Source organism: Streptomyces sp. NPDC021096 (assembly GCF_040641275.1).
GTDB lineage: Bacteria > Actinomycetota > Actinomycetes > Streptomycetales > Streptomycetaceae > Streptomyces.
Genome location: NZ_JBFADG010000010.1, coordinates 136,643 through 163,187 on the forward strand (window position 1 = coordinate 136,643; position 26,545 = coordinate 163,187).

At 72.8% G+C, this 26,545-nt stretch carries 23 protein-coding genes and 1 riboswitch; of the genes, 11 read left to right on the forward strand and 12 right to left on the reverse strand.

Annotated features, from left to right (window positions below):
• The first annotated feature begins 59 nt into the window (after nt 1-59).
• The gene (locus AB0G59_RS16535; protein ID WP_360912110.1) at nt 60-1,322 is read left to right on the forward strand and encodes a Cmx/CmrA family chloramphenicol efflux MFS transporter; all 1,263 of its coding nucleotides are present in this window, start codon (nt 60-62) and stop codon (nt 1,320-1,322) included.
• A gap of 41 nt (nt 1,323-1,363) precedes the next feature.
• Here the strand turns inward: AB0G59_RS16535 and AB0G59_RS16540 are convergent, their stop codons facing one another.
• Nucleotides 1,364-1,624: a DUF4031 domain-containing protein gene (locus AB0G59_RS16540; RefSeq protein ID WP_360912112.1), complete on the reverse strand. Its 261-nt coding sequence runs from the start codon at nt 1,622-1,624 to the stop codon at nt 1,364-1,366.
• Between the two features lie 18 nt (nt 1,625-1,642).
• Nucleotides 1,643-2,005, reverse strand: coding sequence for a hypothetical protein (locus AB0G59_RS16545; RefSeq protein WP_360912114.1), 363 nt, complete (start codon nt 2,003-2,005; stop codon nt 1,643-1,645).
• 75 nt (nt 2,006-2,080) lie between these two features.
• Here AB0G59_RS16545 and AB0G59_RS16550 point away from each other — a divergent pair, with 75 nt between their 5' ends.
• The 4 genes from AB0G59_RS16550 (at nt 2,081) to AB0G59_RS16565 (ending at nt 6,431) form a co-directional block, all read left to right on the forward strand.
• The gene (locus AB0G59_RS16550; RefSeq protein ID WP_360912117.1) at nt 2,081-3,010 is read left to right on the forward strand and encodes a MurR/RpiR family transcriptional regulator; all 930 of its coding nucleotides are present in this window, start codon (nt 2,081-2,083) and stop codon (nt 3,008-3,010) included.
• A 103-nt stretch (nt 3,011-3,113) separates the two neighbouring features.
• Complete coding sequence (murQ, locus tag AB0G59_RS16555; RefSeq protein WP_360912119.1) at nt 3,114-4,052, forward strand: N-acetylmuramic acid 6-phosphate etherase; 939 nt, start codon at nt 3,114-3,116, stop codon at nt 4,050-4,052.
• 32 nt (nt 4,053-4,084) lie between these two features.
• A complete protein-coding gene (locus AB0G59_RS16560) occupies nt 4,085-5,548 on the forward strand; it encodes a PTS transporter subunit EIIC (protein WP_360912121.1) in 1,464 nt (487 codons plus the stop codon).
• Nucleotides 5,549-5,714: 166 nt separating this feature from the next.
• The gene (locus tag AB0G59_RS16565; RefSeq protein ID WP_360912123.1) at nt 5,715-6,431 is read left to right on the forward strand and encodes a copper homeostasis protein CutC; all 717 of its coding nucleotides are present in this window, start codon (nt 5,715-5,717) and stop codon (nt 6,429-6,431) included.
• 118 nt (nt 6,432-6,549) lie between these two features.
• On the opposite strand, the gene AB0G59_RS16570 is transcribed toward AB0G59_RS16565, so the two are convergent.
• On the reverse strand, nt 6,550-8,523 hold the full coding sequence (locus tag AB0G59_RS16570) for an AAA family ATPase (RefSeq protein WP_360912211.1): 1,974 nt from the start codon (nt 8,521-8,523) through the stop codon (nt 6,550-6,552).
• 364 nt (nt 8,524-8,887) lie between these two features.
• Between AB0G59_RS16570 and AB0G59_RS16575 the strand changes: the two genes are divergently transcribed.
• The gene (locus AB0G59_RS16575; protein WP_360912125.1) at nt 8,888-9,016 is read left to right on the forward strand and encodes a hypothetical protein; all 129 of its coding nucleotides are present in this window, start codon (nt 8,888-8,890) and stop codon (nt 9,014-9,016) included.
• A 32-nt stretch (nt 9,017-9,048) separates the two neighbouring features.
• Here the strand turns inward: AB0G59_RS16575 and AB0G59_RS16580 are convergent, their stop codons facing one another.
• The 6 genes from AB0G59_RS16580 to thrC all read right to left on the reverse strand — a co-directional run bounded on the left by AB0G59_RS16580 (nt 9,049) and on the right by thrC (nt 17,654).
• Entirely contained in the window at nt 9,049-10,698 is a 1,650-nt protein-coding gene (locus AB0G59_RS16580; protein WP_071961767.1) for a DNA repair helicase XPB, read from the reverse strand.
• Between the two features lie 70 nt (nt 10,699-10,768).
• The gene (locus AB0G59_RS16585) at nt 10,769-13,273 is read right to left on the reverse strand and encodes a tetratricopeptide repeat protein (RefSeq protein ID WP_360912128.1); all 2,505 of its coding nucleotides are present in this window, start codon (nt 13,271-13,273) and stop codon (nt 10,769-10,771) included.
• A gap of 157 nt (nt 13,274-13,430) precedes the next feature.
• Nucleotides 13,431-15,053, reverse strand: a complete 1,623-nt coding sequence (gene groL, locus AB0G59_RS16590; RefSeq protein ID WP_071961765.1) for a chaperonin GroEL — start codon at nt 15,051-15,053, stop codon at nt 13,431-13,433.
• 333 nt (nt 15,054-15,386) lie between these two features.
• Nucleotides 15,387-15,593 (reverse strand): cold-shock protein, encoded by a 207-nt coding sequence (locus AB0G59_RS16595; RefSeq protein ID WP_005486335.1) that lies wholly within the window; start codon nt 15,591-15,593, stop codon nt 15,387-15,389.
• A gap of 434 nt (nt 15,594-16,027) precedes the next feature.
• Entirely contained in the window at nt 16,028-16,303 is a 276-nt protein-coding gene (locus tag AB0G59_RS16600; RefSeq protein WP_360912131.1) for a MoaD/ThiS family protein, read from the reverse strand.
• A gap of 76 nt (nt 16,304-16,379) precedes the next feature.
• Nucleotides 16,380-17,654 (reverse strand): threonine synthase, encoded by a 1,275-nt coding sequence (gene thrC / locus AB0G59_RS16605; protein WP_071961763.1) that lies wholly within the window; start codon nt 17,652-17,654, stop codon nt 16,380-16,382.
• A gap of 17 nt (nt 17,655-17,671) precedes the next feature.
• Nucleotides 17,672-17,816, reverse strand: a riboswitch (SAM riboswitch).
• Nucleotides 17,817-17,966: 150 nt separating this feature from the next.
• Here thrC and AB0G59_RS16610 point away from each other — a divergent pair.
• On the forward strand, nt 17,967-18,914 hold the full coding sequence (locus tag AB0G59_RS16610; RefSeq protein WP_360912134.1) for a glucosyl-3-phosphoglycerate synthase: 948 nt from the start codon (nt 17,967-17,969) through the stop codon (nt 18,912-18,914).
• 41 nt (nt 18,915-18,955) lie between these two features.
• On the forward strand, nt 18,956-20,440 hold the full coding sequence (locus AB0G59_RS16615) for a trehalose-6-phosphate synthase (RefSeq protein ID WP_360912136.1): 1,485 nt from the start codon (nt 18,956-18,958) through the stop codon (nt 20,438-20,440).
• Between the two features lie 111 nt (nt 20,441-20,551).
• Here AB0G59_RS16615 and otsB read toward each other — a convergent pair whose 3' ends face one another.
• The 3 genes from otsB to AB0G59_RS16630 form a co-directional block, all read right to left on the reverse strand.
• Entirely contained in the window at nt 20,552-21,391 is an 840-nt protein-coding gene (gene otsB, locus AB0G59_RS16620) for a trehalose-phosphatase (RefSeq protein ID WP_360912138.1), read from the reverse strand.
• 130 nt (nt 21,392-21,521) lie between these two features.
• On the reverse strand, nt 21,522-21,791 hold the full coding sequence (locus tag AB0G59_RS16625; protein ID WP_360912140.1) for a DUF3263 domain-containing protein: 270 nt from the start codon (nt 21,789-21,791) through the stop codon (nt 21,522-21,524).
• 10 nt (nt 21,792-21,801) lie between these two features.
• On the reverse strand, nt 21,802-23,055 hold the full coding sequence (locus tag AB0G59_RS16630; RefSeq protein WP_360912142.1) for an extracellular solute-binding protein: 1,254 nt from the start codon (nt 23,053-23,055) through the stop codon (nt 21,802-21,804).
• Between the two features lie 250 nt (nt 23,056-23,305).
• Between AB0G59_RS16630 and AB0G59_RS16635 the strand changes: the two genes are divergently transcribed.
• From AB0G59_RS16635 to nagA, 3 genes are all read left to right on the forward strand, one after another.
• Nucleotides 23,306-24,211 (forward strand): SIS domain-containing protein, encoded by a 906-nt coding sequence (locus AB0G59_RS16635; protein ID WP_360912145.1) that lies wholly within the window; start codon nt 23,306-23,308, stop codon nt 24,209-24,211.
• A 166-nt stretch (nt 24,212-24,377) separates the two neighbouring features.
• Nucleotides 24,378-25,364 carry an ROK family protein gene (locus tag AB0G59_RS16640; RefSeq protein ID WP_360912147.1) on the forward strand — a complete coding sequence of 329 codons (987 nt, stop codon included), beginning with the start codon at nt 24,378-24,380 and terminating at the stop codon, nt 25,362-25,364.
• Nucleotides 25,364-26,518 (forward strand): N-acetylglucosamine-6-phosphate deacetylase, encoded by a 1,155-nt coding sequence (nagA, locus tag AB0G59_RS16645; RefSeq protein WP_360912149.1) that lies wholly within the window; start codon nt 25,364-25,366, stop codon nt 26,516-26,518. The genes AB0G59_RS16640 and nagA overlap by 1 nt, the downstream gene beginning before the upstream one ends.
• Nucleotides 26,519-26,545 lie beyond the last annotated feature (27 nt).

A 26,545-nucleotide genomic window follows, 5' to 3' on the forward strand; every position in this document is an offset into this window, starting at 1 on the left:
CTCCGCATCCGGCGGATTCTGGGGGATTACGTGCGCGGGGGCGCCTAGGGTCGGCCGGTATGCCGAACGCCAGCCCGAGCCGGACCGTGCCCGCTCGTACCCCCATGCCCCTCGCCGTCTACGTCCTCGGCCTCGCCGCCTTCGCGCTGGGCACCGCCGAATGCATGCTCTCCGGGCTGCTGCAGCCCCTCGCCCGCGACATGGGGGTGTCCATCCCCAAGGCGGGGCTGCTGGTGTCCGCCTTCGCCCTCGGCATGGTCGTCGGCGCGCCCCTGCTGGCCGCTGCGACGCTGCGGCTGCCGCGTCGTACGACGCTGGTGGCCCTGCTGGTCGTCTTCGGGCTCGGGCAGGTGGCGGGGGCGCTCGCGCCCACGTACGAGGTGCTGTTCGCGTCGCGGGTGGTGAGCGCACTGGCGTGCGCCGGGTTCTGGGCGGTGGGCGCCGCGGTGGCCGTGTCGCTGGTGCCGGCGGGCGCCCGGGGGCGGGCGATGGCGGTGATGGTCGGCGGGCTGTCGGTCGCCAACATCGTGGGCGTGCCGGCCGGGGCCTTCCTCGGCCAGCACGCGGGCTGGCGCGCCGCCTTCTGGGCGGTGGCCGCGCTCTCGGCCGTGGGCGTGGCCGGCGTCGTGGCGCTCGTACCGGCCACGAAGCCGCCCACGGGCGCGGACGCGCCGCGCCTGCGCAAGGAGCTGACGATCTACCGCGATCCGCAGGTGTGGCTCGCGCTGGCCACCACCGCGCTCAACGCCGCCGCCGTCTTCTGCCTCTTCTCCTACCTCGCCCCGCTGCTCACCGAGACCGCCGGGCTGAAGGAGAGCTGGGTGCCGACCGTGCTGGCCCTCTTCGGGGTGGGGGCGCTGATCGGCACGGCCGCCGGCGGGCGGTTCGCCGACGCCCACCTCTTCGGCACGATGTACGGGGGGATCGCGGCCTCGGCCGTCATCCTCGCCGCCCTGGCGCTGACCGCGCAGTATCCGGCCGTCGCGGTCGTGCTGGCGCTGCTGCTGGGCGTCACGGACTTCCTCACGTCCCCGGCCCTCAACGCGCTGATGTTCGACGTCGCGCACTCCGCGCCGACGCTGGCCGGGGCCACGACGACGGCCGCCTTCAACATCGGCAACACCCTCGGCCCCTGGCTGGGCGGCCTCGTCATCACCGCCGGATGGGGCTATCCGGCGGTCGCCTGGACGGGCGCCGTGCTCGCCGCGCTCGCGGTGGGCACCACCGCGGCGTCGTCCTGGCTGCGGCGCGGCGCCTCCCGGGTGGTGGCGGGCGGCGCGGCGGCCGTGCCCGAGGCGGCACCGGCCCGGGCGGGGGACTGAAACACCCCGTACGGCCGACAGCCCTCTTCCGTCCTCTTCCGTCAGCGGTGCTTCGGCCTGCGCAGGCCCGCCGTCCTCAGCAGGCGGACCACTTCCTTGCTGCTGACCTCCACCGCGCCGAGCCGCACGGCGGCCTCGTACGACGTGGAGGGGATGTCGTAGTGGTCGCCGTCGAAGGCCCGCTCCGGAGCGCCCAGCAGGCTCGCGAAGGCGTGCAGTTCGTCGAAGGAGACGTCGCTGATCAGGTGCGACCACATGCGGCCGTGACCGGCCCAGTTCGGCGGGTCGATGTAGAGGGTCATCGATTCACCGTCACGCGGTCACCGGCGCAGGGCCGATGCCAGGGACCCCACCGGTGCGACGAACACCGCCTGCTTCGTGCAGGCCCAGTGCGGGTCGGGGCCCAGCTCCGGCTCGACCTCCAGTGCGTGCGGGTCGCCCGAGTCCGTGCAGACCGGGCACAGCGGCCAGCGGCCGTGCCGCTCCAGCAGGGCGTCCTGAACGTCCTGGGCGACGAGGCCGGGGAGGAAGGCGGCGCCCTCCGGCCACTGCTCGACCCACCACCGGCGGTGCGCGACCGCGTCCTCGACGAGCGAGACGACATCGGCCTCGGCCGCATCACCCGCCACAAGGTCGGCGAGGACCAGCGCCCGCGCCGCGTGCAGTGCCTGTTCGAGCTCCATATGACCCATTGTCGGGGGCCTGGAGGGTTGACGGCACACCGGGCCGAAAATACCTTTCGGAAGGTGAGCAGCAAGGTGAAAGAAACTTCCGGCTCCTCCCGTCCCCCCGGTCCCGTTCCCGCCCCGACGCCCCCCGCGGCGCTGGCGGCGAAGGTCCGTACGCTCGCCCCGTCCATGACGCGTTCCATGCAGCGGGTGGCCGAGGCCGTGGCGGGCGACCCGGCGGGTTCCGCCGCGCTCACCGTCACCGGCCTCGCGGAGCGCACGGGCACGAGCGAGGCCACCGTCGTGCGCACCGCCCGCATCCTCGGCTACCCCGGCTACCGCGACCTGCGGCTCGCGCTGGCCGCGCTGGCCGCCGAGCAGGCGGCGGGCCGGGCCCCCGCGGTCACCGCCGACATCGCCGTCGACGACCCGCTGGCCAGCGTCGTCGCCAAGCTCGCCCAGGAGGAGGCGCAGTGCCTGGCGGACACCGCCGCCGGGCTCGACACCACCGCGCTCGAGGCGGCCGTCGCCGCGCTCGCCGGCGCCCGGCGCATCGACGTCTACGGCATCGGCGCCTCGAACCTCGTCGGCCAGGACCTCGTGCAGAAGCTGCTGCGCATCGGCCTGATCGCCCACGCGCCGGGCGACCCCCACCTGGCCGTCACCAACGCCGTCCAGCTGGGCTCCGGGGACGTGGCGATCGCCATCACCCACTCCGGGCGCACCACCGACGTCATCGAGCCGCTGCGGGTCGCCTTCGAGCACGGCGCGACGACGGTGGCGATCACCGGCCGCCCGCAGGGGGAGATCGCCCAGTACGCGGACCACATCCTCACCACGTCCTCCGCACGGGAGAGCGAGCTGCGGCCTGCGGCCATGTCGAGCCGCACCAGCCAGCTTCTCGTGGTGGACTGCCTGTTCATCGGCGTCGCCCAGCGCACGTACGAGAGAGCGGCGCCCGCCCTGTCCGCGTCGTACGAGGCGCTGGCGCACCGGCACGACCCGCGCGACCGGCGCTGACGGCCCGGCCGGCGCGCGTCGCACGTACGGCCCCCATCGACCCATATCGCCACGGAACCGCCACGGAACCGCCACGGACCGACACGGAGACGAGCCGCCAGCCATGACCTCGACCGCTGCCTTCGCCGCCCTCCGCGCCCAGCTCGCGACGCTCACCACCGAGGCGTTCCGCGCCGACCTCGCCGATATCGACCGGTTGCCCACCCAGACCATCGCCAAGATCATGAACGCCGAGGACGCGACGGTGGCCGGCGCCGTCGCCGAGCGGCTCCCCGAGATCGCCGCCGCCATCGACGCGACCGCCGCCCGGATGTCCCGCGGCGGGCGTCTGATCTACGCGGGCGCCGGCACCGCCGGACGGCTCGGGGTGCTGGACGCCAGCGAGTGCCCGCCGACCTTCAACACCGACCCCGCGCAGGTCGTCGGCCTGATAGCGGGCGGCCCGCCCGCCCTGATCTCGGCCGTCGAGGGCGCCGAGGACAGCGCCGCGCTGGCCGCCGGGGACCTGGACGCGCTGAAGGTCTGCGCGAACGACACCGTCGTCGGCGTCTCCGCCTCCGGCCGCACCCCCTACGCCGTCGGCGCCGTCCGGCACGCCCGTACCGCCGGGGCGCTCACCGTCGGCCTGTCCTGCAACGCCCGCTCCGAGCTGGGCGCGGCCGCCGAGCACGCCATCGAGGTCGTCGTGGGGCCGGAACTGCTCACCGGCTCGACGCGGCTCAAGGCCGGCACGGCGCAGAAGCTCGTCCTCAACATGCTCTCGACCATCACCATGATCCGGCTGGGCAAGACCTACGGAAACCTGATGGTCGACGTCCGCGCCTCGAACGAGAAGCTGCGCGCCCGCTCGCGGCGCATCGTCTCCCTCGCCACGGGCGCGCCGGACGCGGAGATCGAGGCCGCGCTGGCCGCCACCGACGGCGAGGTGAAGAACGCCATCCTCGTCCTCCTAGGCGACGTCGACGGCCCCACCGCCGCCCGCCTCCTGGAGGAGTCGCACGGCCACCTGCGCGCGGCCCTCCGCGCGACCTCACCCGACTGACGCACCGTCACGCACCAGCGAAGCAAGGTCCCATGCCGGCACCCGACGACCGTAACGACAGCGAAGCCAGAGAAGCCAGAGAAGACGGCGACGACAAGTACGGCGCCACCGCCGCCGCGCTCCTGCCCCTCCTCGGCGGCAGCGCGAACCTCCTCTCCGTCACCAACTGCATGACCCGTCTGCGCGTGGAGGTCCGCGACCGCTCCCTGGTCCGGGGCGGGGCGCTACGGGCGCTGCCGGGCGTGCTGGGCGTGGTGGAGGACGCGCAGGCGTACCAGGTCGTGCTCGGCCCGGGCGCGGTCGCACGGGTGGCCCCCGCGCTGGAGAGGCTGACCGCCGCCCCCGGGGTGAGCGCCGAGGCGCTGGCCGAGCGCGGCGCGGAGCTGAAGGAGGAGCGACGGGCGCGCAACGCCACGCCCTTCAAGCTCTTCCTGCGCCGCATCGCGCACATCTTCGTGCCGCTGATCCCCGCCCTGATCGGCTGCGGCATCATCGCGGGCGCCGCGGGCCTGCTCGCCAACCTGCACTGGCTGCCCTCGCTCGTACCGGCGCTGACCGCGATCGCCTCCGGCTTCATGTCGCTCATCGCGGTCTTCGTCGGCTACCAGACGGCCAAGGAGTTCGGCGGCACGCCCATCCTGGGCGGTGCGGTCGCGGCCGTCATCGTCCACCCCGGCGTCACCCACGTCGACGCCTTCGGCCAGCAGCTCTCCCCGGGTCAGGGCGGGGTCCTCGGCGCGCTCGCCGCGGCGCTGCTGGCGGTGTACGTGGAGCGGGCCTGCCGCCGCTTGGTGCCGGAGGCCCTGGACGTCCTGCTCACGCCGTTCCTCACGGTGCTGCTGCCGGGCCTGGTCACCCTGTACGGGCTGATGTTCGTGGCCGGCGAGGTCTCGACGGCCATCGGCCGCTGGGCGGACTGGCTGTTGTCCCACGGCGGCGCGGGGGCCGGCTTCGTCCTGGGCGGCCTCTTCCTGCCCCTGGTCATGCTGGGCCTGCACCAGGCCCTGATCCCCATCCACACCACCCTGATCACCGAGCAGGGCTACACCGTCCTGCTGCCCATCCTCGCCATGGCCGGCGCCGGCCAGGTCGGCGCGGCCCTGGCCGTCTACGTCCGCCTCGCCCGCAACCTCTCGGTCCGCAGGATCATCCGCTCGGCGCTGCCGGCGGGCGTCCTCGGCATCGGCGAGCCCCTGATCTACGGGGTGTCGCTGCCGCTGGGCCGGCCCTTCGTCACCGCGTGCGTGGGCGGCGCGTTCGGGGGCGGCCTGGTCGGCCTCGCCCACCAGCTCGGCGCCAAGTGCGGCGCGACGGCCATCGGCCCCTCGGGCTGGGCCCTCTTCCCCCTGCTCAAGGGCAACCACGGCCTGACCGAGGCGGTCGCCGTCTACGGGGCGGGGCTGCTGGTGGGGTACGTGGTGGGGTTCGCGGCGACGTACTTCTTCGGGGTGAGCGAGGAGGTGGGGGCGGAGGCGGGGGGCGGGGCCGGGCCGTAGGCGGGATGCGCCCGAGCAGGCCCTGATGCCACGAATGCCTCGCAGGACTTACGCTGTGCTATTGGACTAGACCTGTTGCCGCCCGTGCGACACGTCTGCCGACGGCCGTAAGGACCGCACACGCGTTGTCCAAGTGACGCGTGTTACTGGAGAGGAATGGTGTCACGTGGGTAACGGCGCAATCCTGGAGGTGATCGCGCTCGACCCCCAGGACGCGGTGGCGGCGCAGGCCGGAGGTGCGGACCGGCTCGAACTGGTCAGCGACATGGCCGCCGACGGCCTCACCCCCGCCCGGGAGACCTTCGCCGCGGTACGGGACGCCGTCGACATCCCCGTACGGGTGATGCTGCGCGCCACGGACGGCTTCTCCGCCGGGGGCGCCGCCGCGCTCGCCGCCCTGTGCGAGGAGGCGCGGGCGCTGCGCGCGGAGGGCGCGGAGGAGTTCGTGCTCGGCTTCCTCACCGACGACGGGCGCGCCGACCTGGCGGCCGTCGCCGACCTGGCCGAGGCCGTCGGGCCGCGGGCCCGGTGGACCTTCCACCGCGCCATCGACCGCGCGGCGGACCGCGACGCCCTGCGCAAGCAGCTCGCCGACCAGCCGGGCCTGGACACCTACCTCACCGCCGGCTCCGCCTCGGGCGTCGACGACGGCCTCGCCACGCTGCTCGCGGAGGCGGCGCGCTCGGACGAGCCGGGCTACGAACCGCGGATCCTGGTCGGCGGCGGCCTCAAGCTCAAGCACGTGCCGGTCCTGCTGGACGCGGGCATCACCGCCTTCCACATCGGCAGCGCGTCCCGCCCGGCGGGCTGGAACGGCCCGGTGGACACGGATGCGGTACGCGCGTGGCGGAGGGCGCTCGATAAGAGCCCGTCCGGCGATTGAGGACAAGGGGGTCTGGGGGCTCCGCCCCCAGGGAAACGGCGAAAGGGCGGGGCCGGGGCCCATCCCGCCGCGACGGCGCCCAGCCCCCCACAAGGGCCCCCGGCGGTGCCGAACCGCCTCAGCCCAGCTGCACCGGCAACGGCGAAGCGTGCCGCACCGCCAGCCCCGACACCGCCCGCGTCAGCGCGACGTACAGCCGCCGCAACCCCGTCCGCTCGTCCGGCTCGCCGGCCACCACCGCCGCCGGCTCGTCCAGCACGACGTAGTCGTACTCCAGGCCCTTGGCCAGCGACGCCGGCACCAGCGTCAGCCGCGCGTCCGCCGACGTCTCCTCGCCCGGGGCGAGGAACGCCAGGCCGGCCGCCCGCAGCGCCTCGCCCAGCACGGGAACGCGCGCGTCCGCCGCGATCAGTCCGACCGACCCCTCGCGCTCCAGCGCCTCGCGGCAGGCGTCCACCACCGCCGCGTCCAGCGCGTCGCCCGCGACGGCCCGTACCGAGAAGTCGCCCTCCGACTCGCGCACCGACGTCGCCTCCGCCAGGCCCGGCGCGATCGAGGGCAGCAGCCGCGAGGCGTACGCGATCACGGCGCGCGGCACGCGGAAGCCCTGCGTCAGCTCCTCCACCGCCGCCTCCGGCTTGCCCAGGTGGGTCAGCGCCTCCGCCCAGCTCGCCGTCGCCCACGGCGTCGTGCCCTGGGCCAGGTCGCCCAGGATCGTGGCCGAACCGGTCGTGCAGCGGCGCCCCACCGCCCGGTACTGCATGGGCGACAGGTCCTGCGCCTCGTCGAGGACCACATGCCCGAGCGAGGGCGTACGCGCCACGAGGTCGGCGGCCTCGTCGATCAGCACCGCGTCCGCCACCGACCACTTCGCGGACCGCACGCCACGGGCGGGCCGCGCCCAGAGGATCTCCCCCTGCTCCTCCTCCGACAGCACCCCGCCGGCGTGCTCCGCCAGGAACTCCGCGTCCGACAGCAGCCGCAGCACCAGCTTCACCGGGTCGACGGCCGGCCAGACCGCCTTGACCGCCGCCTTCACGGCAGCGTTGCGCGCCACCGCGTCCTGCACCCGGTCGTCGGGCGCCTCGCCCGCCTCCTCCATCCGTACGAGCACGGCGTGCGCGATCCGCTGCGGCAGGGCCTCCCGCGCGGCTCCGTAGCGGATGTCGCGGGCGAGCAACTCCCGCACCATCTCCTCGATCTCGTACGCCGGCACCCGCCAGCGCCGCGAGCCCCGCACCACGACCACCGGCTCGACGGGCATCGTCACCCCCGCCCGCACCGCGCGCCGCAGCACCTCGGCCATGCGGGCGTCGCCCTTGATACGGGCGGCGGCGGGCGAGTCGGCCCCGCGCACCTCGACGTGGGCGACGAGATCGCCGACGGTCGCCTGCTGCACGTTCAACTCGCCCAGCGCGGGCAGCACCTGCTCGATGTACCGCAGGAACGAGCGGTTCGGGCCGATGACCAGCGTGCCGGTTCGCGCGAGCCGCTCACGGTGGGCGTACAGCAGATACGCGACCCGGTGCAGGCCGACGGCCGTCTTCCCGGTGCCGGGGGCGCCCTGCACACACACGGTGCCGCCGATTCCGGACCGCACGATCTCGTCCTGCTCCGGCTGGATCGTCGCGACGATGTCGCGCATCGGGCCGACGCGCGGGCGTTCGATCTCGGTCTGCAGCAGCCGGCTCGTACGGTCGTCGGCCGCCGCGTCCGTCAGGTCCTCGTCCTCGTACGCGGTCAACTCCCCGCCCGTATAGCCGAACCGGCGCCGTAGCCGGACGTCCATCGGCTCCTTCTTGGACGCCCGGTAGAACGGCTGCGAGACGGGCGCGCGCCAGTCGATGACCATCGGGTCGCCGACCGCGTCGTGCACATGCCGCCGCCCGATGTAGAACTGCTCGCCGTCCGCCCCTTCGGCCTGCTCCGCGCCCGGGGCGTGCAGATAGTCCAGACGGCCGAAGAAGAGCGGGGTGTGCGCGAGATCGGCGAGCGCGGTGATGCGCTCCTCGATCTGCCGCTCCAGGACGGCGGCGTTGACCCAGTTGGCGGTGACGTCCTTGATGTCGAGGGCCTCGACATCGGCGCGCATCGCGCGCAGGGCGGAACGGGACGAGGCGAGATGGGCGCGCTCACGCTCGAGCGGGTCGTTCGCGTCGGTTACGTGCGCGGGCACGGCAAGGCCTCCAGGCGTACGGCGGAAAGAGCGGTGAGCCGCCCGGTTTCCGTCCGGACGGCGGCGCTCCCGAGGCGATGCGGGAGGCGGCGGGAAGGGTGGATTGTAGTCAGCGGGACAGGGGGCGCGCGAGCGAATTTCGCGCACCCCCGGGAGGCCCTCAGGGTTGCCGTCCATCTCCCGTAGGGGACGGAATGATCCTTCGGTCGTACGGGCGCACCTGCGCGTTTACACCGGCAGGCCGATGCCGGGGGCGATTCCGCAACCCATCATGGAAGACATGACCTCAGCATCCGTCGCCCCCGCCGCCACCCCCCTGGCCACCGCCCTCCGCGCCCTCAAGGCGTTCGCCGGCGCGGCCGTCAGCGTCGTCGTCCTCGGCGAGTACGCCGACAAGCGCAAGGCCTGAAGCGCAAGGCCTGCCCCGGGCCCCCGCCGGGCCTACGCGCCCTCCCCCGCCAGCAGCGAGTCCGCGTCGATGATCCGGTACGCGTAGCCCTGCTCGGCCAGGAAGCGCTGGCGGTGTGCCGCGAAGTCCTGGTCGACCGTGTCCCGGGCGACCACCGAGTAGAAGCGGGCCTCGTGCCCGTCCGCCTTCGGCCGCAGCACACGGCCCAGCCGCTGCGCCTCCTCCTGCCGCGACCCGAACGTGCCCGACACCTGGATGGCGACCGTCGCCTCGGGCAGGTCGATCGAGAAGTTCGCGACCTTGGAGACGACCAGCACGGAGATCTCGCCCTGCCGGAACGCGTCGAAGAGCTTCTCGCGCTGGGCGTTGGTCGTCTCGCCCTTGATGACGGGCGCGTCCAGGTGCTCGCCCAGCTCGTCCAGCTGGTCGATGTACTGGCCGATGACCAGCGTCTGCTCCCCCTGGTGCTTGCGCACCAGCGCCTCGGTGACCTTCCGCTTGGTGGCGGTCGTCGCGCAGTAGCGGTACTTCTCCTCCGTCTCGGCCGTCGCGTACGCCAGCCGCTCGGAGTCGGTGAGGTTGACCCGCACCTCGACGCAGTCCGCCGGGGCGATGTAGCCCTGGGCCTCGATCTCCTTCCAGGGCGCGTCGAAGCGCTTGGGCCCGATGAGGGAGAAGACGTCGGACTCCCGCCCGTCCTCCCGCACGAGCGTGGCGGTCAGCCCCAGCCGGCGCCGCGCCTGGAGATCGGCCGTGAACTTGAAGACCGGCGCGGGCAGCAGGTGCACCTCGTCGTAGACGACCAGGCCCCAGTCCCGGGAGTCGAACAGCTCCAGGTGCGGGTAGATGCCCTTCCGCTTCGTCGTCAGCACCTGGTAGGTGGCGATGGTGACGGGGCGGATCTCCTTCCTCGTACCGCTGTACTCGCCGATCTCGTCCTCGGTCAGCGAGGTCCGCTTCACCAGCTCGTGCTTCCACTGCCGCGCCGAGACGGTATTGGTGACCAGGATCAGCGTCGTCGCCTTGGCCTGCGCCATCGCACCCGCGCCGACGAGCGTCTTGCCCGCGCCACAGGGCAGCACGACCACGCCGGAGCCGCCGTGCCAGAAGCCCTCGACGGCCTGCCGCTGGTACGGGCGCAGGGCCCAGCCGTCCTCGCGCAGTTCGATGGGGTGCGCCTCGCCGTCGACGTACCCGGCCAGGTCCTCGGCCGGCCAGCCCAGCTTCAGCAGCGTCTGCTTGATCTGCCCGCGCTCGGAGGGGTGGACGGCGACGGTGTCGGGGTCGATCCGGGCGCCGACCAGCGGCTGGATCTTCTTCGACCGGAGGATCTCCTCCAGCACCGGCCGGTCGGTGCTCTCCAGGACCAGCCCGTGCGTGGGGTGCTTGACCAGCTTCAGCCGCCCGTAGCGGGCCATGGTCTCGGCGATGTCGACGAGCAGGGCGTGCGGCACGGGGTAGCGGGAGTACGTGACGAGCGCGTCGACGACCTGCTCGGCGTCGTGGCCGGCGGCCCGCGAGTTCCACAGCCCGAGCGGGGTCACCCGGTAGGTGTGGATGTGCTCGGGCGCCCGCTCCAGCTCGGCGAACGGCGCGATGGCACGGCGGCACGCGTCCGCCTGCTCGTGGTCCACCTCCAGCAGCAGGGTCTTGTCGCTCTGGACGATGAGGGGTCCGTTCACGCCTCGGCCTTCCACTCGTGCACGGGGGACAAGCTTCCAGTGTCCCTCATCCGGGCCGGATCACGTCCGGTCACCAGACGATCCCGGCCTCGCGCAGCAGCGTGCGCAGGCCGTCCAGGGTGACCGTCCCGGTCGCCCCCTCCGCCAGCACCCCGGTCTCCAGCAGGGCGGGGACCGCCTCGTCGACGGCTGCCCGGGCCTCCTCGGCCCGGTCGGCGTCCCCGAGGGCCGCGGCGAGGTTCACCAGCGCCATGCCCTCGCGGTAGCGGTCGGCACTCTCGCGGTAGCAGGCGACGGCCCGGGCGCACGTGTCGAGGGCCTCCGGGGTCCGGCCGGCCAGGCGCAGGGCAGTGCCGAGGTTCGTCAGGGCCATGCCTTCGCCATCGCGGTCGGCCAGGCGCCGGAAGCCGGCGACGGCCTCGTCGAGGGGGGCGACGGCCTCGGCGGGACGGTCCGCCGTGAGCAGGACGAGGCCGAGGTTGCTCAGGGCCGTGGCCTCGTCGTGCGGGGCGCGGGAGGCGCGGAACGCCTCGACGGCCCGGGTCTGGGCGTCGATCGCCTCCTCGGAGCGGCCCTGGCGGGCGAGGACGACGCCGAGGTTGGTGAGGGCCTGGGCCTCGCCGTGCCGGTCGTCGAGTTCCCGGAAGATGGTGCAAGCCTCGGTGAGGGCCGTGGCCGCCTCGTCGAGCCGGCCTTCCTCCCGCAGGACCGTGCCGAGGTTGTTGAGGGCCTGTGCCTCGCCCCGCCGGTCCCCGATCTCCCCGCATATCGCGACGTCCTCGCGGTACACCTCGACGGCCTCGGCGAACCGGCGCAGGCTCTGGAGGACCAGGCCGAGGTTGGTGAGGGCAACGCCTTCGCCGTGGCGGTCCCCGGTCTCCCGGTGGACGGCGATCGCCTCCTCCAGGAGGGGGATCGCCTCGTCGAAGCGGCGCGTCTCCCACAGCACCAGGCCGAGGTTGCTCAGGGCGCCGCCCTCGCCGCTCCGGTCACCGATCTTCCGGTAGACGGCCCTCGCCGCCTCCAGCATGTCGGCCGCCTGGTCGAACCGCCTCAGGTGGCGCATCGGGACGCTCAGGTTCTGCATCACTTCCGCCTGGGCCAGTGGCCAGTCGAGGTCCAGGGCCACCTGCATGGCCGTGACGCCGACGAGAAGCCAGTCGTCGAAGTGCCGCCGCAGGGAGAAGTAGCCGCCGAGCGTCTCGAAGAGGATCAGTGACAGTTTGCGCGCGCCGAGGCCGGGTGCGGCCACCGCGGCCGCGACGAGGTTGGCGCGTTCGTCGTCGAGCCAGGCCACGGCCTGTTCCCGGGTGGCGAAGCCGGGCTCCGGGCCGGCCCGGTCCGGGCCCGCCGCGTGGGCCAGGTGAACGGCGGCGGCGCCGGTGGTCCTCGCGTAGTACTGGAAGAGCCGTTCGAGGGCCTGGGCAGGGGCGTCCTCACCGCCCCGCGCCTCGCCCTGCTCGGCGGCGTACAGCCGCATCAGGTCGTGCATGCGCCAGCGCCCGTACGCGGCACCCTGCTCGATCAGGTGGCCGCGGGCCAGCGCCTGGAGGAGTTCCTCGGCGGCGTACGGGTCGGCGTCGGCGAGGTGGGCCGCCGCCTCGGTGGAGAGGTCGGGGCCGGGGTTGAGCGACAGCAGCCGGAAGAGCCGGGCCTGTTCGGCGCCCAGGTGCTCGTACGAGAGCCCGAAGACGGCCCGCACGGCGACGTTCTCGCAGGCGAGCCGTTCCAGCCGCCGCCGGTTGTCCTTGAGCGCACCGGCCAGCGAGGACAGCGGCCGGCTCGCCAGCTCGGCGAGCAGCGCGGCCACGATGCACAGCGCCAGCGGGAGGTAACCGCACAGTCCGGCGAGGGCGGCGGCGGACGCGGGGTCGTCGTCGACCCGTGTGTCGTCCTTCCCCCGGGCCTCGCGCAGCGCGCTGCGCAGCAGCTCGACCGCCGACTCCTCGTCCAGCTCGGACAGATCGCGCAGCCGGGCGCCGAGCCCGGTCAGGGTGTGCCGGGAGGTGACCAGGACTGGGACGCGCGGATCGGCGGAGAGCAGCGGCTTCGCCTGCTCGGTGGCATGGGCGTTGTCCACGACGACGAGGATGCGGCGCCCCTGGTCGGCGTAGGCGGACAGCACCGAGCGGTACAGCCGCGCACGGTCCTGCAGATCGGCGGGGACGTGTTCGTCGGGTATGCCGAGGGCGCGCAGCAGCGAGCCGAGGGCGCGTTCGGGGCTGAGGCGGCGCTCGTTGTCGTAGCCGAAGAGGTCGATGAACAGCACGCCGCCGGGGAACCACCCCTCCTGGTCCAGCGCGTACCGGGCGGCCTGCAGGACGAGCTCGGTCTTGCCCACGCCGGGCAGTCCGGCCACGGCGCAGACGCGGGGTGCGCGCTCGCCGGCGGGGCCGGGGCGCAGCGCCTCGACGAGGGGCTTCAGGTCGGCGTCGCGGCCGGTGAAGGTGGCGGAGGGGGCGGGCATGCCGGTGAGGGCGGGTGTGATCTCCCTCGGCAGTTCGAGGGTGACGTTCCCGCCCTGTGCGACGACGTTGAAGAAGACGCCGCCGTTGATGTCGTTGTCGACCTGCATGCCCGCGCCCCCGCGTTCCGCTTCCGGAAAGTGTGCCGACCACACGCTAGGGGCCCGGCGCGCCCGGCGTCCCGGAAAACGCCACCGGGGCGGCACCCCCGTGAGGGAGTGCCGCCCCGGTGTCCATGAGGACAGGCGATCAACCGTCAGAGGTCGATCAGAAGTCCATCTCACCGCCGGGCATGCCGCCCGGAGCGGCCGCGGCGGCCTTCTCCGGCTTGTCGGCGATGACGGCCTCGGTGGTCAGGAAGAGCGCGGCGATGGACGCGGCGTTCTGCAGGGCGGAGCGGGTGACCTTCGCCGGGTCGATGATGCCCTCGGCGATCATGTCGACGTACTCGCCGGTCGCGGCGTTGAGGCCGTGACCCACGGTGAGGTTGCGGACCTTCTCCACGACGACGCCGCCCTCGAGACCACCGTTGACGGCGATCTGCTTGAGCGGGGCCTCCAGGGCCAGCTTCACGGCGTTGGCGCCGGTCGCCTCGTCGCCCTCGAGCTCGAGCTTCTCGAAGACCTGGGAGGCCTGCAGCAGGGCCACGCCACCACCGGCGACGATGCCCTCCTCGACGGCCGCCTTCGCGTTGCGAACGGCGTCCTCGATGCGGTGCTTGCGCTCCTTGAGCTCGACCTCGGTCGCGGCACCGGCCTTGATGACGGCCACGCCGCCGGCCAGCTTCGCCAGGCGCTCCTGCAGCTTCTCGCGGTCGTAGTCGGAGTCGCTGTTCTCGATCTCGGCGCGGATCTGGTTGACGCGGCCCTGGACCTGGTCGCTGTCACCGGCACCGTCGACGATGGTCGTCTCGTCCTTGGTGATGACGACCTTGCGGGCGCGGCCGAGCAGGTCGAGACCGGCGTTCTCCAGCTTGAGGCCGACCTCCTCGGAGATGACCGTGCCACCGGTGAGGATGGCGATGTCGCCCAGCATGGCCTTGCGGCGGTCGCCGAAGCCCGGAGCCTTGACCGCGACGGACTTGAAGGTGCCGCGGATCTTGTTGACGACCAGGGTCGACAGGGCCTCGCCCTCGACGTCCTCGGCGATGATCAGCAGCGGCTTGCCGGACTGCATGACCTTCTCGAGAAGCGGCAGCAGGTCCTTGACCGAGCCGACCTTCGAGTTGACGATCAGGATGTACGGGTCGTCGAGCGACGCCTCCATACGCTCCATGTCGGTGGCGAAGTACGCCGAGATGTAGCCCTTGTCGAAGCGCATACCCTCGGTGAGCTCCAGCTCCAGACCGAAGGTCTGGGACTCCTCGACGGTGATGACGCCTTCCTTGCCGACCTTGTCCATCGCCTCGGCGATGAGCTCGCCGATCTGGGTGTCGGCGGCGGAGATGGAGGCGGTGGAGGCGATCTGCTCCTTGGTCTCCACGTCCTTGGCCTGCTCGAGCAGGGCGGCGGAGACGGCCTCGACGGCCTTCTCGATGCCACGCTTCAGGGCCATCGGGTTGGCACCGGCGGCCACGTTGCGCAGACCCTCACGGACCAGCGCCTGAGCGAGGACGGTCGCGGTCGTCGTGCCGTCACCGGCGACGTCGTCCGTCTTCTTCGCGACCTCCTTGACCAGCTCGGCGCCGATCTTCTCGTACGGGTCCTCGAGCTCGATCTCCTTGGCGATGGAAACACCATCGTTGGTGATCGTGGGGGCGCCCCACTTCTTCTCGAGGACGACGTTCCGGCCCTTGGGGCCGAGGGTGACCTTGACGGCGTCGGCGAGCTGGTTCATCCCGCGCTCGAGACCGCGCCGTGCCTCCTCGTCGAACGCGATGATCTTGGCCATGTGAAGTGGTCCTCCCAGGACGGGGTGGATTGCTCCGGACCGCGCTGGCGCCCGCGACGGACGGCCTGCGTGCCCTGCGGTTCCTTGCCCCGCTTGGCTCGCCGACCTCACCGACGGTCCAAATCTGTCACTCTCACCCGGAGAGTGCTAAGCCCAATGATTAGCACTCGACCCCTGCGAGTGCAAGCGACTCGGGACAACCCAGGGTCTGCCCACGTTCGCGTCCCGGCATGCACACCGGTCCGACGACGTACACGCGAGGGGCCCGCACCTCGAACAGGTGCGGGCCCCTCGACGGCGAGCCGTTATGAGCCGATGGTCGATGCGACGTGATCAGCCGGCGGCCAGCCTCACCATGTCCGCCTGAGGCCCCTTCTGGCCCTGCGAGATCTCGAACTCGACTCGCTGCCCCTCCTCGAGGGTGCGGTAGCCGTCCATCTGAATCGCGCTGTAGTGGACGAAAACATCCGCACCACCGTCGACCGCGATGAAGCCGTACCCCTTCTCCGCGTTGAACCACTTGACGGTGCCCTGAGCCATGCCTAACTCCCCTATTACTGGCCCTTGCGCAGGACCGCACCTCGCGGACCCGGGTCAGACCTCACCCCCAGACAGGTTGGGGGTGTGCGCCGGAACGCGTCGACCGCGGCTGAATGTATCTGCACGGATGCCGTCTGCAACAGGTCAGTCGGACGAGAATTCCGGGCGTGGCCGAGTGCTTATTAGCACCGATTTCCACCGCTTCCCGGGCAAGTCGGGCCGGGCATAACGCAACCAACCCGACAATTCGTGCACACGTTACGCGCACAACTTGACGGGTTCTCATATGCGTTCGGCAGTGACACCGGAGGGGGAACGCCCCAACTGTATCGCGCTTCAACAGACGGAATCACCCCGTCCGTTTAACGGGCGGGGCGATTCCAGGGAATTGCTCAGGAACGCTGCGAAAAGCTTAGGCCAATGATTTAGCCCGCTCAGCCGCCGGCCACCGCCGGAATGATCGAGACCCCCGCCCCGTCGGGCGTGGCGGCCTCGAGTCCGCCCTCGAAGCGCACGTCGTCGTCATTGACGTACACATTGACGAACCGGCGCAGCCTGCCGCTCTCGTCGAGGACCCGGGCGGCGATTCCGGGGTGGTTCGCCTCGAGGGACGCGATGACCTCGGCGAGGGTGGCCCCCTCGGCGCTGACCTCGGCCTGGCCGGAGGTGTAGGTACGAAGGATGGTGGGGATACGGACGCTGACGCTCATGGGATCACCTTTGAGTAGGCCGGACACACTCAGCCCGTCCGGCGTTTGAGGACCGGGGTGCGGGGCGGAGCCCCGCTCAGGAGCGGGCGGCGCGAAACGCGTCCAACGACGGCCGGATCGTCACCGTCGGCCCCGCCGCCACGGCGTCGAGCGTCTTCAACCCGTCCCCCGTGTTGAGCACAACGGTGGTCAGCGCCGGATCGAGCACACCCGCCTCGATCAGCTTGCGGGTCACCCCCACCGTCACCCCGCCGGCCGTCTCCGCGAAGATGCCCTCCGTCCGGGCCAGCAGCCTGATCGCGTCGACGATCTCGGCGTCGGTCACGTCCTCGACGGCGCCGCCCGTCCGCCGCGCGATGTCGAGCACGTACGGCCCGTCCGCGGGGTTGCCGATCGCGAGGGACTTCGCGATCGTGTCCGGCTTCACCGGCCGGACGACGTCGTGGCCGTCCTTGAACGCCCGCGACACCGGCGAGCAGCCCTCCGCCTGGGCGCCGAAGATCTTGTACGGGCGGTCCTCGACCAACCCGAGCGCGATGAGCTCCTTCAGCCCCTTGTCGATCTTCGTCAGCTGTGAGCCCGAGGCGATCGGCACCACGATCTGGTCCGGCAGCCTCCAGCCCAGTTGTTCGCAGATCTCGTACGCGAGCGTCTTCGACCCCTCGCCGTAGTACGGCCGGAGGTTGACGTTGACGAAGCCCCAGCCCTCCCCGAGCGGGTCGCCGATGAGCTCGGAGCAGAAGCGGTTGACGTCGTCGTAGGTGCCCTCGATGCCGACGAGGTCGCCGCCGTAGACCGCGGCCATGACGACCTTGCCGGCCTCCAGGTCGTGCGGGATGAACACACAGGACTCCAGGCCCGCGCGGGCCGCCGCCGCGCCGACCGCGCCGGCGAGGTTGCCGGTGGAGGAGCAGGAGAGGGTGGTGAAGCCGAAGGCGCGGGCGGCCTCGACGGCGATGGCGACGACGCGGTCCTTGAAGGAGTGCGTGGGGTTGCCGGAGTCGTCCTTGACGTACAGGCCGCCGGTGACGCCCAGTTCGCGGGCGAGGTTGTCGGCCTTGACGAGCTTGGTGAAGCCGGGGTTGAGGTTCGGTTTGTCGGCGACGTCGGCGGGGACGGGCAGCAGCGGGGCGTACCGCCAGATGCTGGCGGGTCCGGCCTCGATGCGCCGGCGCAGCTCTTCCGGGTCGCCGGCCGGGAGCTCGTACGCCACTTCCAGCGGGCCGAAGCAGACGGCGCAGGCGAAGACCGGGCCGAGGTCGAAGCGCTCGCCGCACTCGCGGCAGGAGAGCGCGACGGCGGGGCCGAAGGAGGGTACGACGGTACGACTTTCAACGGCTTGCACAGCCATGGAGGCGAGGCCCTTTCTCCTCATCTTCCCCACGACGAACCTCGTCGTGAGACGGAATTGGCACCTTCCCCGCCGGGAGCCTCGCCGCAGTGAACGACAAGACCGGCTGGAGGGTTGCCGGGGCTTCATCGGGCCGTGTCCCTCTGCCCCTCTGGATGAGCGGTATGGCACTGGGCGGGGCCCAGGCGTTTGTGCGCACGACGACCCCGACATAGGACGGGCGTCCGCGTTGTTCAAGACTGTAACGGAAGGGATGGCCGCACGAGAGGGCCGTCCGCACCGCGAGATGTGTCACGACGAGGAGTAATTCACGTGCTGGAAGAGGTGGAGCGCTGGCTGGCCCGGCGGTCCTGGTCCGCAGCAGACCGTCCGCTCGACCAGCTTCTGGCCGCGAAGGGCGGCACCGGCACCACGGTCAGCGTCGTGCTGCCGGCGCTGAACGAGGAAGCCACGGTCGGGGCCATCGTGGCCACGATCCGCCGGGAGCTGATGACCGAGGCCGTACCCCTGGTGGACGAGCTGGTGGTGCTGGACTCCGGCTCCACGGACCGTACGGGCGAGGTCGCGGCGGCGGCCGGGGCGCGCGTGGTGCACCGCGACGAGGTCCTGCCGCGGCTGCCCGCGCTGCCCGGCAAGGGCGAGGTGCTGTGGCGGTCGCTGCTGGCGACCACCGGCGACATCGTCTGCTTCATCGACGCCGACCTGAAGGACTTCTCCGCGGGCTTCGTCTCCGGCATCGTCGGCCCGCTGCTGACCGACCCGGGCGTGCACTTCGTCAAGGGCATGTACGACCGTCCGCTGGGCGAGGTCTCCGGCCAGGGCGGCCGGGTCACCGAGCTGGTGGCGCGCCCGCTGCTGAACCTGCACTGGCCGCAGCTGGCGGGCTTCGTCCAGCCGCTGGGCGGCGAGTACGCGGCCCGCCGCTCGCTGCTGGAGCAGTTGCCGTTCCCGGTGGGCTACGGCGTGGAGCTGGGGCTGCTGGTGGACGCGCTGCACACGGTGGGCCTGGACGCGCTGGCGCAGGTGGACGTCGGCGTGCGCGTGCACCGTCACCAGGACGGGCGGGCGCTGGGCCGGATGGCCGCCGCGATCTACCGCACCGCGCAGCTGCGGCTGGCACGCGGCCATCTGGTGCGTCCGGCGCTCACCCAGTTCGAGCGCACGGCGGAAGGGTTCGTGCCGCGCACGTACGCGGTGGACACCGAGGAGCGGCCGCCGATGGCCGGAATACCCGAGTACGCCCGACGGCGCGCCGCGTAAGCGTACGTTTGAGCGGTTCCCTCAAGGGCAAGGCTGCGGTCATGGTCGCTGAGCACACGCCGGACGCACCGATCGCCGCCGCGCCGATCGTCGTGGCCTCCAACCGGGGGCCCGTCTCGTACAAGCCGCGCGAGGACGGCTCGCTCGTGGCGGGGCGGGGCGGCGGCGGGCTGGTCTCGGGGCTGAGCGAGATCGGGCGGGACCCCAAGGGGGCGGCGGCGGTGTGGGTGTGCGCCGCGCTGGGCCCCGGCGACCGCGAGGCGGCCGGGCGGGCGGGCCGAAGACTGTCGCCGGCCGACACCGGCGGGCATCAGGTGCGGATGCTCGACATCCCGCCGGAGACCTTCGCCGCCGCGTACAACGGCGTGGCCAACTCCGTGCTGTGGTTCCTCCACCACATGCTCTGGCAGACCCCGCTGGAGCCCTCCTTCGACGCCGGCTTCCGCGCCCAGTGGGCGGCGTACGAGGCGTACAACGCCGCCTTCGCGGACGCGATCGCCGAGGAGGCCGCGGAGGGCGCCTGCGTGCTGGTGCAGGACTACCACCTGACGCTGGTCCCGGGGCTGCTGCGCGCCCGCCGCCCGGACCTGCGGATCGGGCACTTCTCGCACACCCCCTGGGCCCCGCCCGACTACTACCGGCTGCTGCCGGACGACGTGGCCGCGCAGGTGTTGCGCGGCGTCCTGGGCGGCGACCGGGCGGCGTTCCTGACCCGCCGCTGGGCCGAGGCTTTCGCCGCGTGCTGCGAGAGCACGCTCGGGGCGGAGGCGGTGCGCAAGGACGGCGTGGTCACGGCGGTGCGCTTCGAGGGCCGTACGACCCGGCTCGGCGTGCACGGACTGGGCGCGGACGCGGACTTCCTGCGGGAGCGCGCGCACCGGCCGGACGTCGAGGAGCGGCTGGCGGCGCTGCGGGAGCGCGTCGGTCCGGGCCGCCGGACGATCGTCCGCGTGGACCGCACCGAGCTGTCGAAGAACATCGTGCGCGGCCTGCACGCGTTCCGGCGGCTGCTGCAGGACCATCCGCAGTGGCAGGGCCGGGTGGTGCACATCGCCTTCGCCTACCCCTCGCGGCAGGACCTCGCCGTCTACCGCGACTACATGGCGGAGGTCGGACGGCTGGCCCGCGAGATCAACGCCGAGTTCGGCACGGAGGACTGGGAGCCGGTGGCCCTCCATCTGGAGGACGACTTCGCCCGCTCCCTGGCCGCCTACCGGCTGGCGGACGTGGCCCTGGTCAACCCCATCCGCGACGGCATGAACCTGGTCGCCAAGGAGGTCCCGGTCGTCTCCGACCACGGCTGCGCCCTGGTCCTCTCCCGTGAGGCGGGGGCGGCGGCGGAGCTGGGCGAGGAGGCCCTCACCATCAATCCGTACGACATCGAGGCCACCGCCCGCGCGCTCCACCTGGCCCTGCTGATGGACCCCGGCGAGCGCGCCGAACGCACGAAGCGGTTGGCCGCGGCGGCGACGGCACTACCGCCGGGGCGCTGGTTCGCGGAACAGCTACGGGCGCTGGACCTGTGACGACTTTCAGCCCGTCCGGCGCTTGAGGACAAAACCAGCCCGTCTGGGGGCACCTCCCAGCGGTAGCTGGGGGAGATTGAGGACCGGGGGTCCGGGGGCGGAGCCCCCGGGTCAGCCGATGCCGGCCGCCAGCACCGTCAGCAGCTCCACCACGCCCGCCGGCCCGTCCACCACGAGATCAGCCCGCTCCGCGAGCACCGCGACTTCGGCGCTGCCGCTGCACACGAGCGTGCCGGGCACCCCCTCGGAGCGCAGCTTCTCGACCGCCGCGAAGGCGGCGAGGTCGCCGAGGTCGTCACCGGCGTACAGGACGCAGGAGGCGTCGACCTCGCGTACGTACTCGGCGAGGGCGACGCCCTTGTCCATGCCGGGCGGGCGCAGCTCCAGCACCAGCCGGCCCGGCTCGACGATGAGGCCGTGGCGCGCGGCGAGTGCGGCGAGCGGTTCGCGCAGGGCGTCGAAGGCGGCCTGCGGGTCGGCGGCGCGCCGGGTGTGGACGGCGATGGCGCGGCCTTTGTCCTCGACCCACGTGCCCTGCCAGGCGCCCGACTCGTCCAGTACGCCCGGGAGTTCCGCCTGGACGGCGGCGACGCCCGGGTGCGGCGCGGGGGCGTGCACGGTGCCGGTGACGGCGTCCCAGCGCTCGGCGCCGTAGTGGCCGAGCACCACGAGGTGTTCCAGGCCGGGGACCCCGGCGAAGCCGCCGTAGCGCACCGCCACTCCGGCCGCGCGGCCGGTGATCACGGCGATGGAGCCCAGGTGCGGCGCGAGCCGGGCGAGGGCGGGCACGGCGCCGGGGTGGGCGCGGGCCTGCTCGGGGTCCGGCACGATCTCGGCGAGCGTGCCGTCGAAGTCGAGGGCGACGACGGCTCGTTCGGGCCGCGCCAGCAGTGCGGCCAGGCCGTCGCGGCCGGCGGCGGTCACGGGTTCCGGGAGGGGGTGGCTGCCCATACGGCGACCCTACCGGTGCCGCTGCCGCCGGGGCGGGCACTTGTACGGGACGTACGAACGCCCGGGGCGTACGCCCGCGAACCGTACGCCCGCGAACCGTACGCCCGCGAACCGTACGACCGCGTCGACGTCAGCGGCGCTCGCGCCGGGCGTCGCGCAGCCGCCGCAGCCGGTTGACCGTGACGGGGTCGTGGGCGAGGGCGCGCGGGTCGTCGAGGAGGGCGTTGAGGAGCTGGTAGTAGCGGGTCGGGGTGATGCCGAGGCGCTCGCGCACGGCCCGCTCCTTGGCGCCGGGGCCGGGCCAGGACCGCCGTTCCAGGGCGAGCACGGCCAGATCGCGCCCGGACAGCCCGTGCGCGGAGGGATCGCCCCCCGGCGGCTCGCCCCGGTCCTCGTTCACGTCACCCAACCTAACGGCCCGCGAGCTCCGTCGCCTCCGCCTCGCGCTGGATCTCGCCGAGGATGGCGGTCGGGTCGCCGCCCTTCTGCACGGCGGCGCCGATCTTTTCCTTGATCGTCGCGCTGACCTTCGCCCAGGACGTCTTGTCGGCCGGGTAGAACTCGGCGTTCTGCAGCTGCTCCAGGAACTGCCACAGGTGGCGGTAGCGCTGGTCGCCCTGCATCGCGGTGGACGCGGAGTTGGTCACCGGCAGCAGCTCGTACTGGCCGGTGAAGTTGAGCACGTTGTTCTTGCTGTAGACGAAGTCGAGGAACGTGCCGATCTGCGAGCCGTGGCCGTTGCGCTTGAAGGCCATCATCCAGTCGGCGACGCCCATGGTCGACTGGGCCTTGCCCTTGATGCCGGGCAGGGGCGCCATGTCGAACTCGATGTTGTTGGCCTTGGCCTGCTGCATCAGCGTCGGGTGGCCGTGGAGCATGCCGACCTCGCCCTTGACGAACGCGTCGAAGACCTGCTGGCGGTTGGTGCGGGCCGGGTCGCCGGAGCCGGTGAGGCCCTTGCCGACGAGCTCGTCGCGCAGCCAGGTGAAGGCCTTGACGTTCTCGGGCGAGCTGATGATGTAAGCACCGGTGTTGTCGGTGTAGCCACCGCCGCCGCCGAGCATCCACAGCATGGTCTCGGCCGGGGCCTCCTCGGGGCCGAGGGGCAGGCCGAAAGGTATCTTCACGCCGGCCGCCTTGAGCTTCACGGCGGCGGCCTGGAGCTCCTCCCAGCTCTCGGGGGCCTTGGCGATGCCGGCGCGGCGGAAGAGCGTCTTGTTGAAGAAGAGCAGGCGGGTGCTGCCGACGAACGGCAGGCCGTACTGCACGCGGTGCACCTCGCCCGCCTTGGCGATCGAGGAGATGAACTCGGCCTGGGTGGGGATGGAGATCATCTGTTCGGCGCTGTAGAGCTTGCCGGCCGCGGCGAACTCGGCGTACGCGCCGATCTGCGCGAGGTCGGGGGCCTTGCCCGCGGCGACCAGGTCGGCGACCTTCTTGTCGACCTCGGTCCAGCTGTAGACCTCGACGTCGACCTTGATGCCGCCGTGCTCCTTCTCGAACTCGCGGACCAGCGAGTCCCAGTACTTCTTGGAGGAGTTGCCCGGTTTGTCGCCATAGTCAGCAGCGATGAGCTTCAGCTTCTTGTCGCCGCCGGGGCCCTCGCTCCCGCACGCCGTCAGCGCGGGCGCCAACGCCGCCGTTGCGGCACCCGCCGCCGTCATGCCCAAGAACCGCCGCCGCTGCACTACTGCTACCCACCTTGTGGTTCGTATTCGCCCTGTGGAGGACCGTGAATCTCCCCCCTGGGATTCGTGAGTCCCGTGGAGACCGTGAGTTTCTCCCGCGCGCCACCTTACGGTCTACGGCTCCGGCGTTGCGCTTCGGTATCGCCGTAGCGGTCTTCCCCCAGGTCACAGAGGGCTGCTATCCACGGGACGACCGCTAACCGCACCTCGCAAGGAGCAGCAGCGCATGAAGCCCTCCCCTTCCTCTGACTCCCTCACCGGTCGTGAACTCGCCACCCAGCCCGACTGCTGGCGGCGCGCCGCCGAGGCCGCGGCGAGCGCGGCGGGCCTGCCCCGGCCGGGCGAGCGCGTGGCGGTGACCGGCTGCGGCACGTCGTGGTTCATGGCCCAGTCGTACGCGGCGCTGCGCGAGGCCGCCGGCCAGGGCGCGACGGACGCCTTCGCCGCGTCGGAGTTCCCGCTCACGCGCACCTACGACCGGGTCGTGGCGATCACCCGCTCGGGCACGACGACGGAGGTGCTGCGCCTGCTGGACGCGGTGCGGGCGCCCACCCTGGCGATCACGGCCGACCCGAAGACGCCGGTCATGGACGCGGCGGACGAGGTGGCGGTGCTGGACTGGGCGGACGAGGAGTCCGTGGTCCAGACCCGCTTCGCGACCACGGCCCTGGCCTACCTGCGGACGGCCGTGGAGGGCATGGACCCGGTCGTCGCGGCCGCCGCGGACGCGGAGTGGGCCCTGGCCGACCCGCTGCCGGCGGCGGCGCTGGAGGCGGAGCAGTGGACGTTCCTGGGCAGCGGCTGGACGTACGGCCTGGCGCAGGAGGCGGCCCTGAAGATGCGCGAGGCGGCGGGCGCGTGGACGGAGTCGTACCCGGCGATGGAGTACCGCCACGGGCCGGTGGCGATCGCGGCGCCGGGCCGGGTGGTGTGGGGCTTCGGGACGCTCCCGGAAGGACTGCCGGCCGACGTGACCCGCACGGGCGCCACCCTCACCCCGACGGACACCACCCGCGACCCCATGGCCCACCTGGTCCGCGCCCAGCGCCTGGCGGTGGCGGTGGCGGAGTCGAGGGGCCTGAACCCGGACACGCCGCGGAACCTGACGCGGAGCGTGGTCCTGGGCGAGTAGGGCTTCCTGCCTGCCGGGCGGGCAAAATCCAGCCCGTCCGGCGATTGAGGACCGGGGTCCGGGGCAGAGCCCCGAAACCCCGCCGCAGGCGGGAAACGGCGCCGCGGCCGCCCACCCACGGCGAGTGGACTAGACCTTTCATGCCCGGACGCGCAAAACTACATGCGTGAAACACGTCATCGCCCTGGACGTGGGCGGCACCGCCATCAAGGCCGCGCTGATCGGCCCCGACCACGCGCTCCTGCACGAGACCAGGCGCCCCACAGGCCGTACCGAGGGCCCCGACGCCGTCGTGACCGGCATCCTCGAGCTCGCCGCCGAGCTGCGCGACCTCGGCCTGCGGCGCTTCGGCGAACCCGCGTCCGCGGCGGGCGTCGCCGTCCCCGGCATCGTGGACGCCGACCGGGGGATCGCGGTCTACGCCGCCAACCTCGGCTGGCGCGACGTCCCCCTCCGGGACCTGCTGAGCCGCCGCCTCGGCACGGGAAGCGGCCCGGAGAACGGCACCGCCCCCACCCCCGTCGCCGTCGGCCACGACGTCCGCACCGGCGGCCTGGCCGAAGGCCGCATCGGCGCCGGCCGGGGCGCCGACCGCTTCCTGTTCGTCCCCCTCGGCACCGGCATAGCCGGCGCCATCGGCATCGACGGCCGCATCGAGGAGGGCGCCCACGGCTACGCGGGCGAGATCGGCCACATCGCCGTGCGCCCCGGCCCCGACGCCCCGGAGTGCGGCTGCGGCGGCCGCGGCTGCCTGGAGACGGTCGCCTCCGCCTCGGCGGTCGGCCGCGCCTGGGCCGCCGCGAGCGGCGACCCGGCCGCCGACGCCGCCGACTGCGCGCGGGCCGTCGAGGCCGGCGACCCCCGCGCCCGCGCCGTGTGGCAGCACGCGGTCGACGCCCTCGCCGACGGTCTGGTCATGGGCCTCACCCTGCTCGACCCCCGCACGCTGATCATCGGCGGCGGGCTGGCGGAGGCCGGGGACACCCTCTTCGCACCGCTGCGCGCGGCGGTCGCGCGGCGCGTCACGTTCCAGAAGCTCCCCCTCATCGTCCCGGCGGCCCTCGGGGACACCGCCGGCTGCCTGGGCGCGGGCCTGCTCGCCTGGGACCTGCTCGCCAAGCAATCCATGGAACCCACGGAGGTATCCGCCTGATGGTCGAACGAACGGTTCTCACCGGCGCCCGCGTGGTGCTGCCGACCGGCGTGGCGGAGGGCGGCCGCGTCACGGTCGAGGGCGGCCGCATCGCGGACGACGTGCGGCACGAGGCACCCACCATCGACCTGACCGGGCACTGGATCGTCCCCGGCTTCGTGGACCTCCACGTCCACGGCGGCGGCGGCGCGTCCTTCTCCGCCGGCACGGCCGAGGAGGCGCTCACCGCGATCCGTACGCACCGCGCGCACGGCACCACGACGATGGTCGCCTCCACGGTCACCGGCGACCTCGACGACCTCGCCCGGCAGGCCGCGGTCCTCTCCGAGCTCACCGAGCAGGGCGACCTGGCCGGTATCCATTTCGAGGGCCCGTTCATCTCCCCGCACCGCTGCGGCGCCCACCAGCCGGAGCTGCTGCGCGACCCGCACCCGGCGGACGTCCGCAAGCTCGTCGACGCGGCGCGCGGCGCGGCCCGCATGATGACGTTGGCGCCGGAGCTGGAGGGCGGCCTGGAGTCCGTACGCCTGCTCGCGGACAGCGGTGTCGTCGCCGCCGTAGGCCACACCGACTCGACGTACGAGGCCACGCTCGCGGCCATCGACGCCGGCGCGACCGTCGCCACCCACCTGTTCAACGCCATGCCGTCGCTCATGCACCGCTCGCCCGGCCCGATCGCGGCGCTGCTGGAGGACGAGCGGGTCACCGTCGAGCTGATCAACGACGGTACGCACCTGCACGCGGCCGTCCTGGAGCTGGCCTTCGCCCGGGCGGGCGCGGACCGGGTCGCGTTCATCACGGACGCGATGGGCGCGGCGGGCATGAACGACGGCATGTACCCGCTCGGCCCGATGCGCGTCGAGGTCAAGGACGGTGTGGCCCGCATCGCCGACGGCCCGACGGCGGGCTCGATCGCGGGCTCCACGCTGACGCTCGACACGGCCTTCAAGCGTGCGGTGACCATCGACAAGCTGCCCGTGGAGGACGTCGTACGGGCCCTTTCCGCCAATCCGGCACGCGTGCTGGGCGTCGCCGACCGGGTCGGCTCGCTGGAGCCCGGCAAGGACGCGGACCTGGTCGTGCTGAACGCCTCGTACGACCTGGCCGGCGTCATGCGCAAGGGCGAATGGCTGGTTCGGCCCGAAGTGGGCTGATTCTCCCCCGGTTTGAACGGCGGCGGC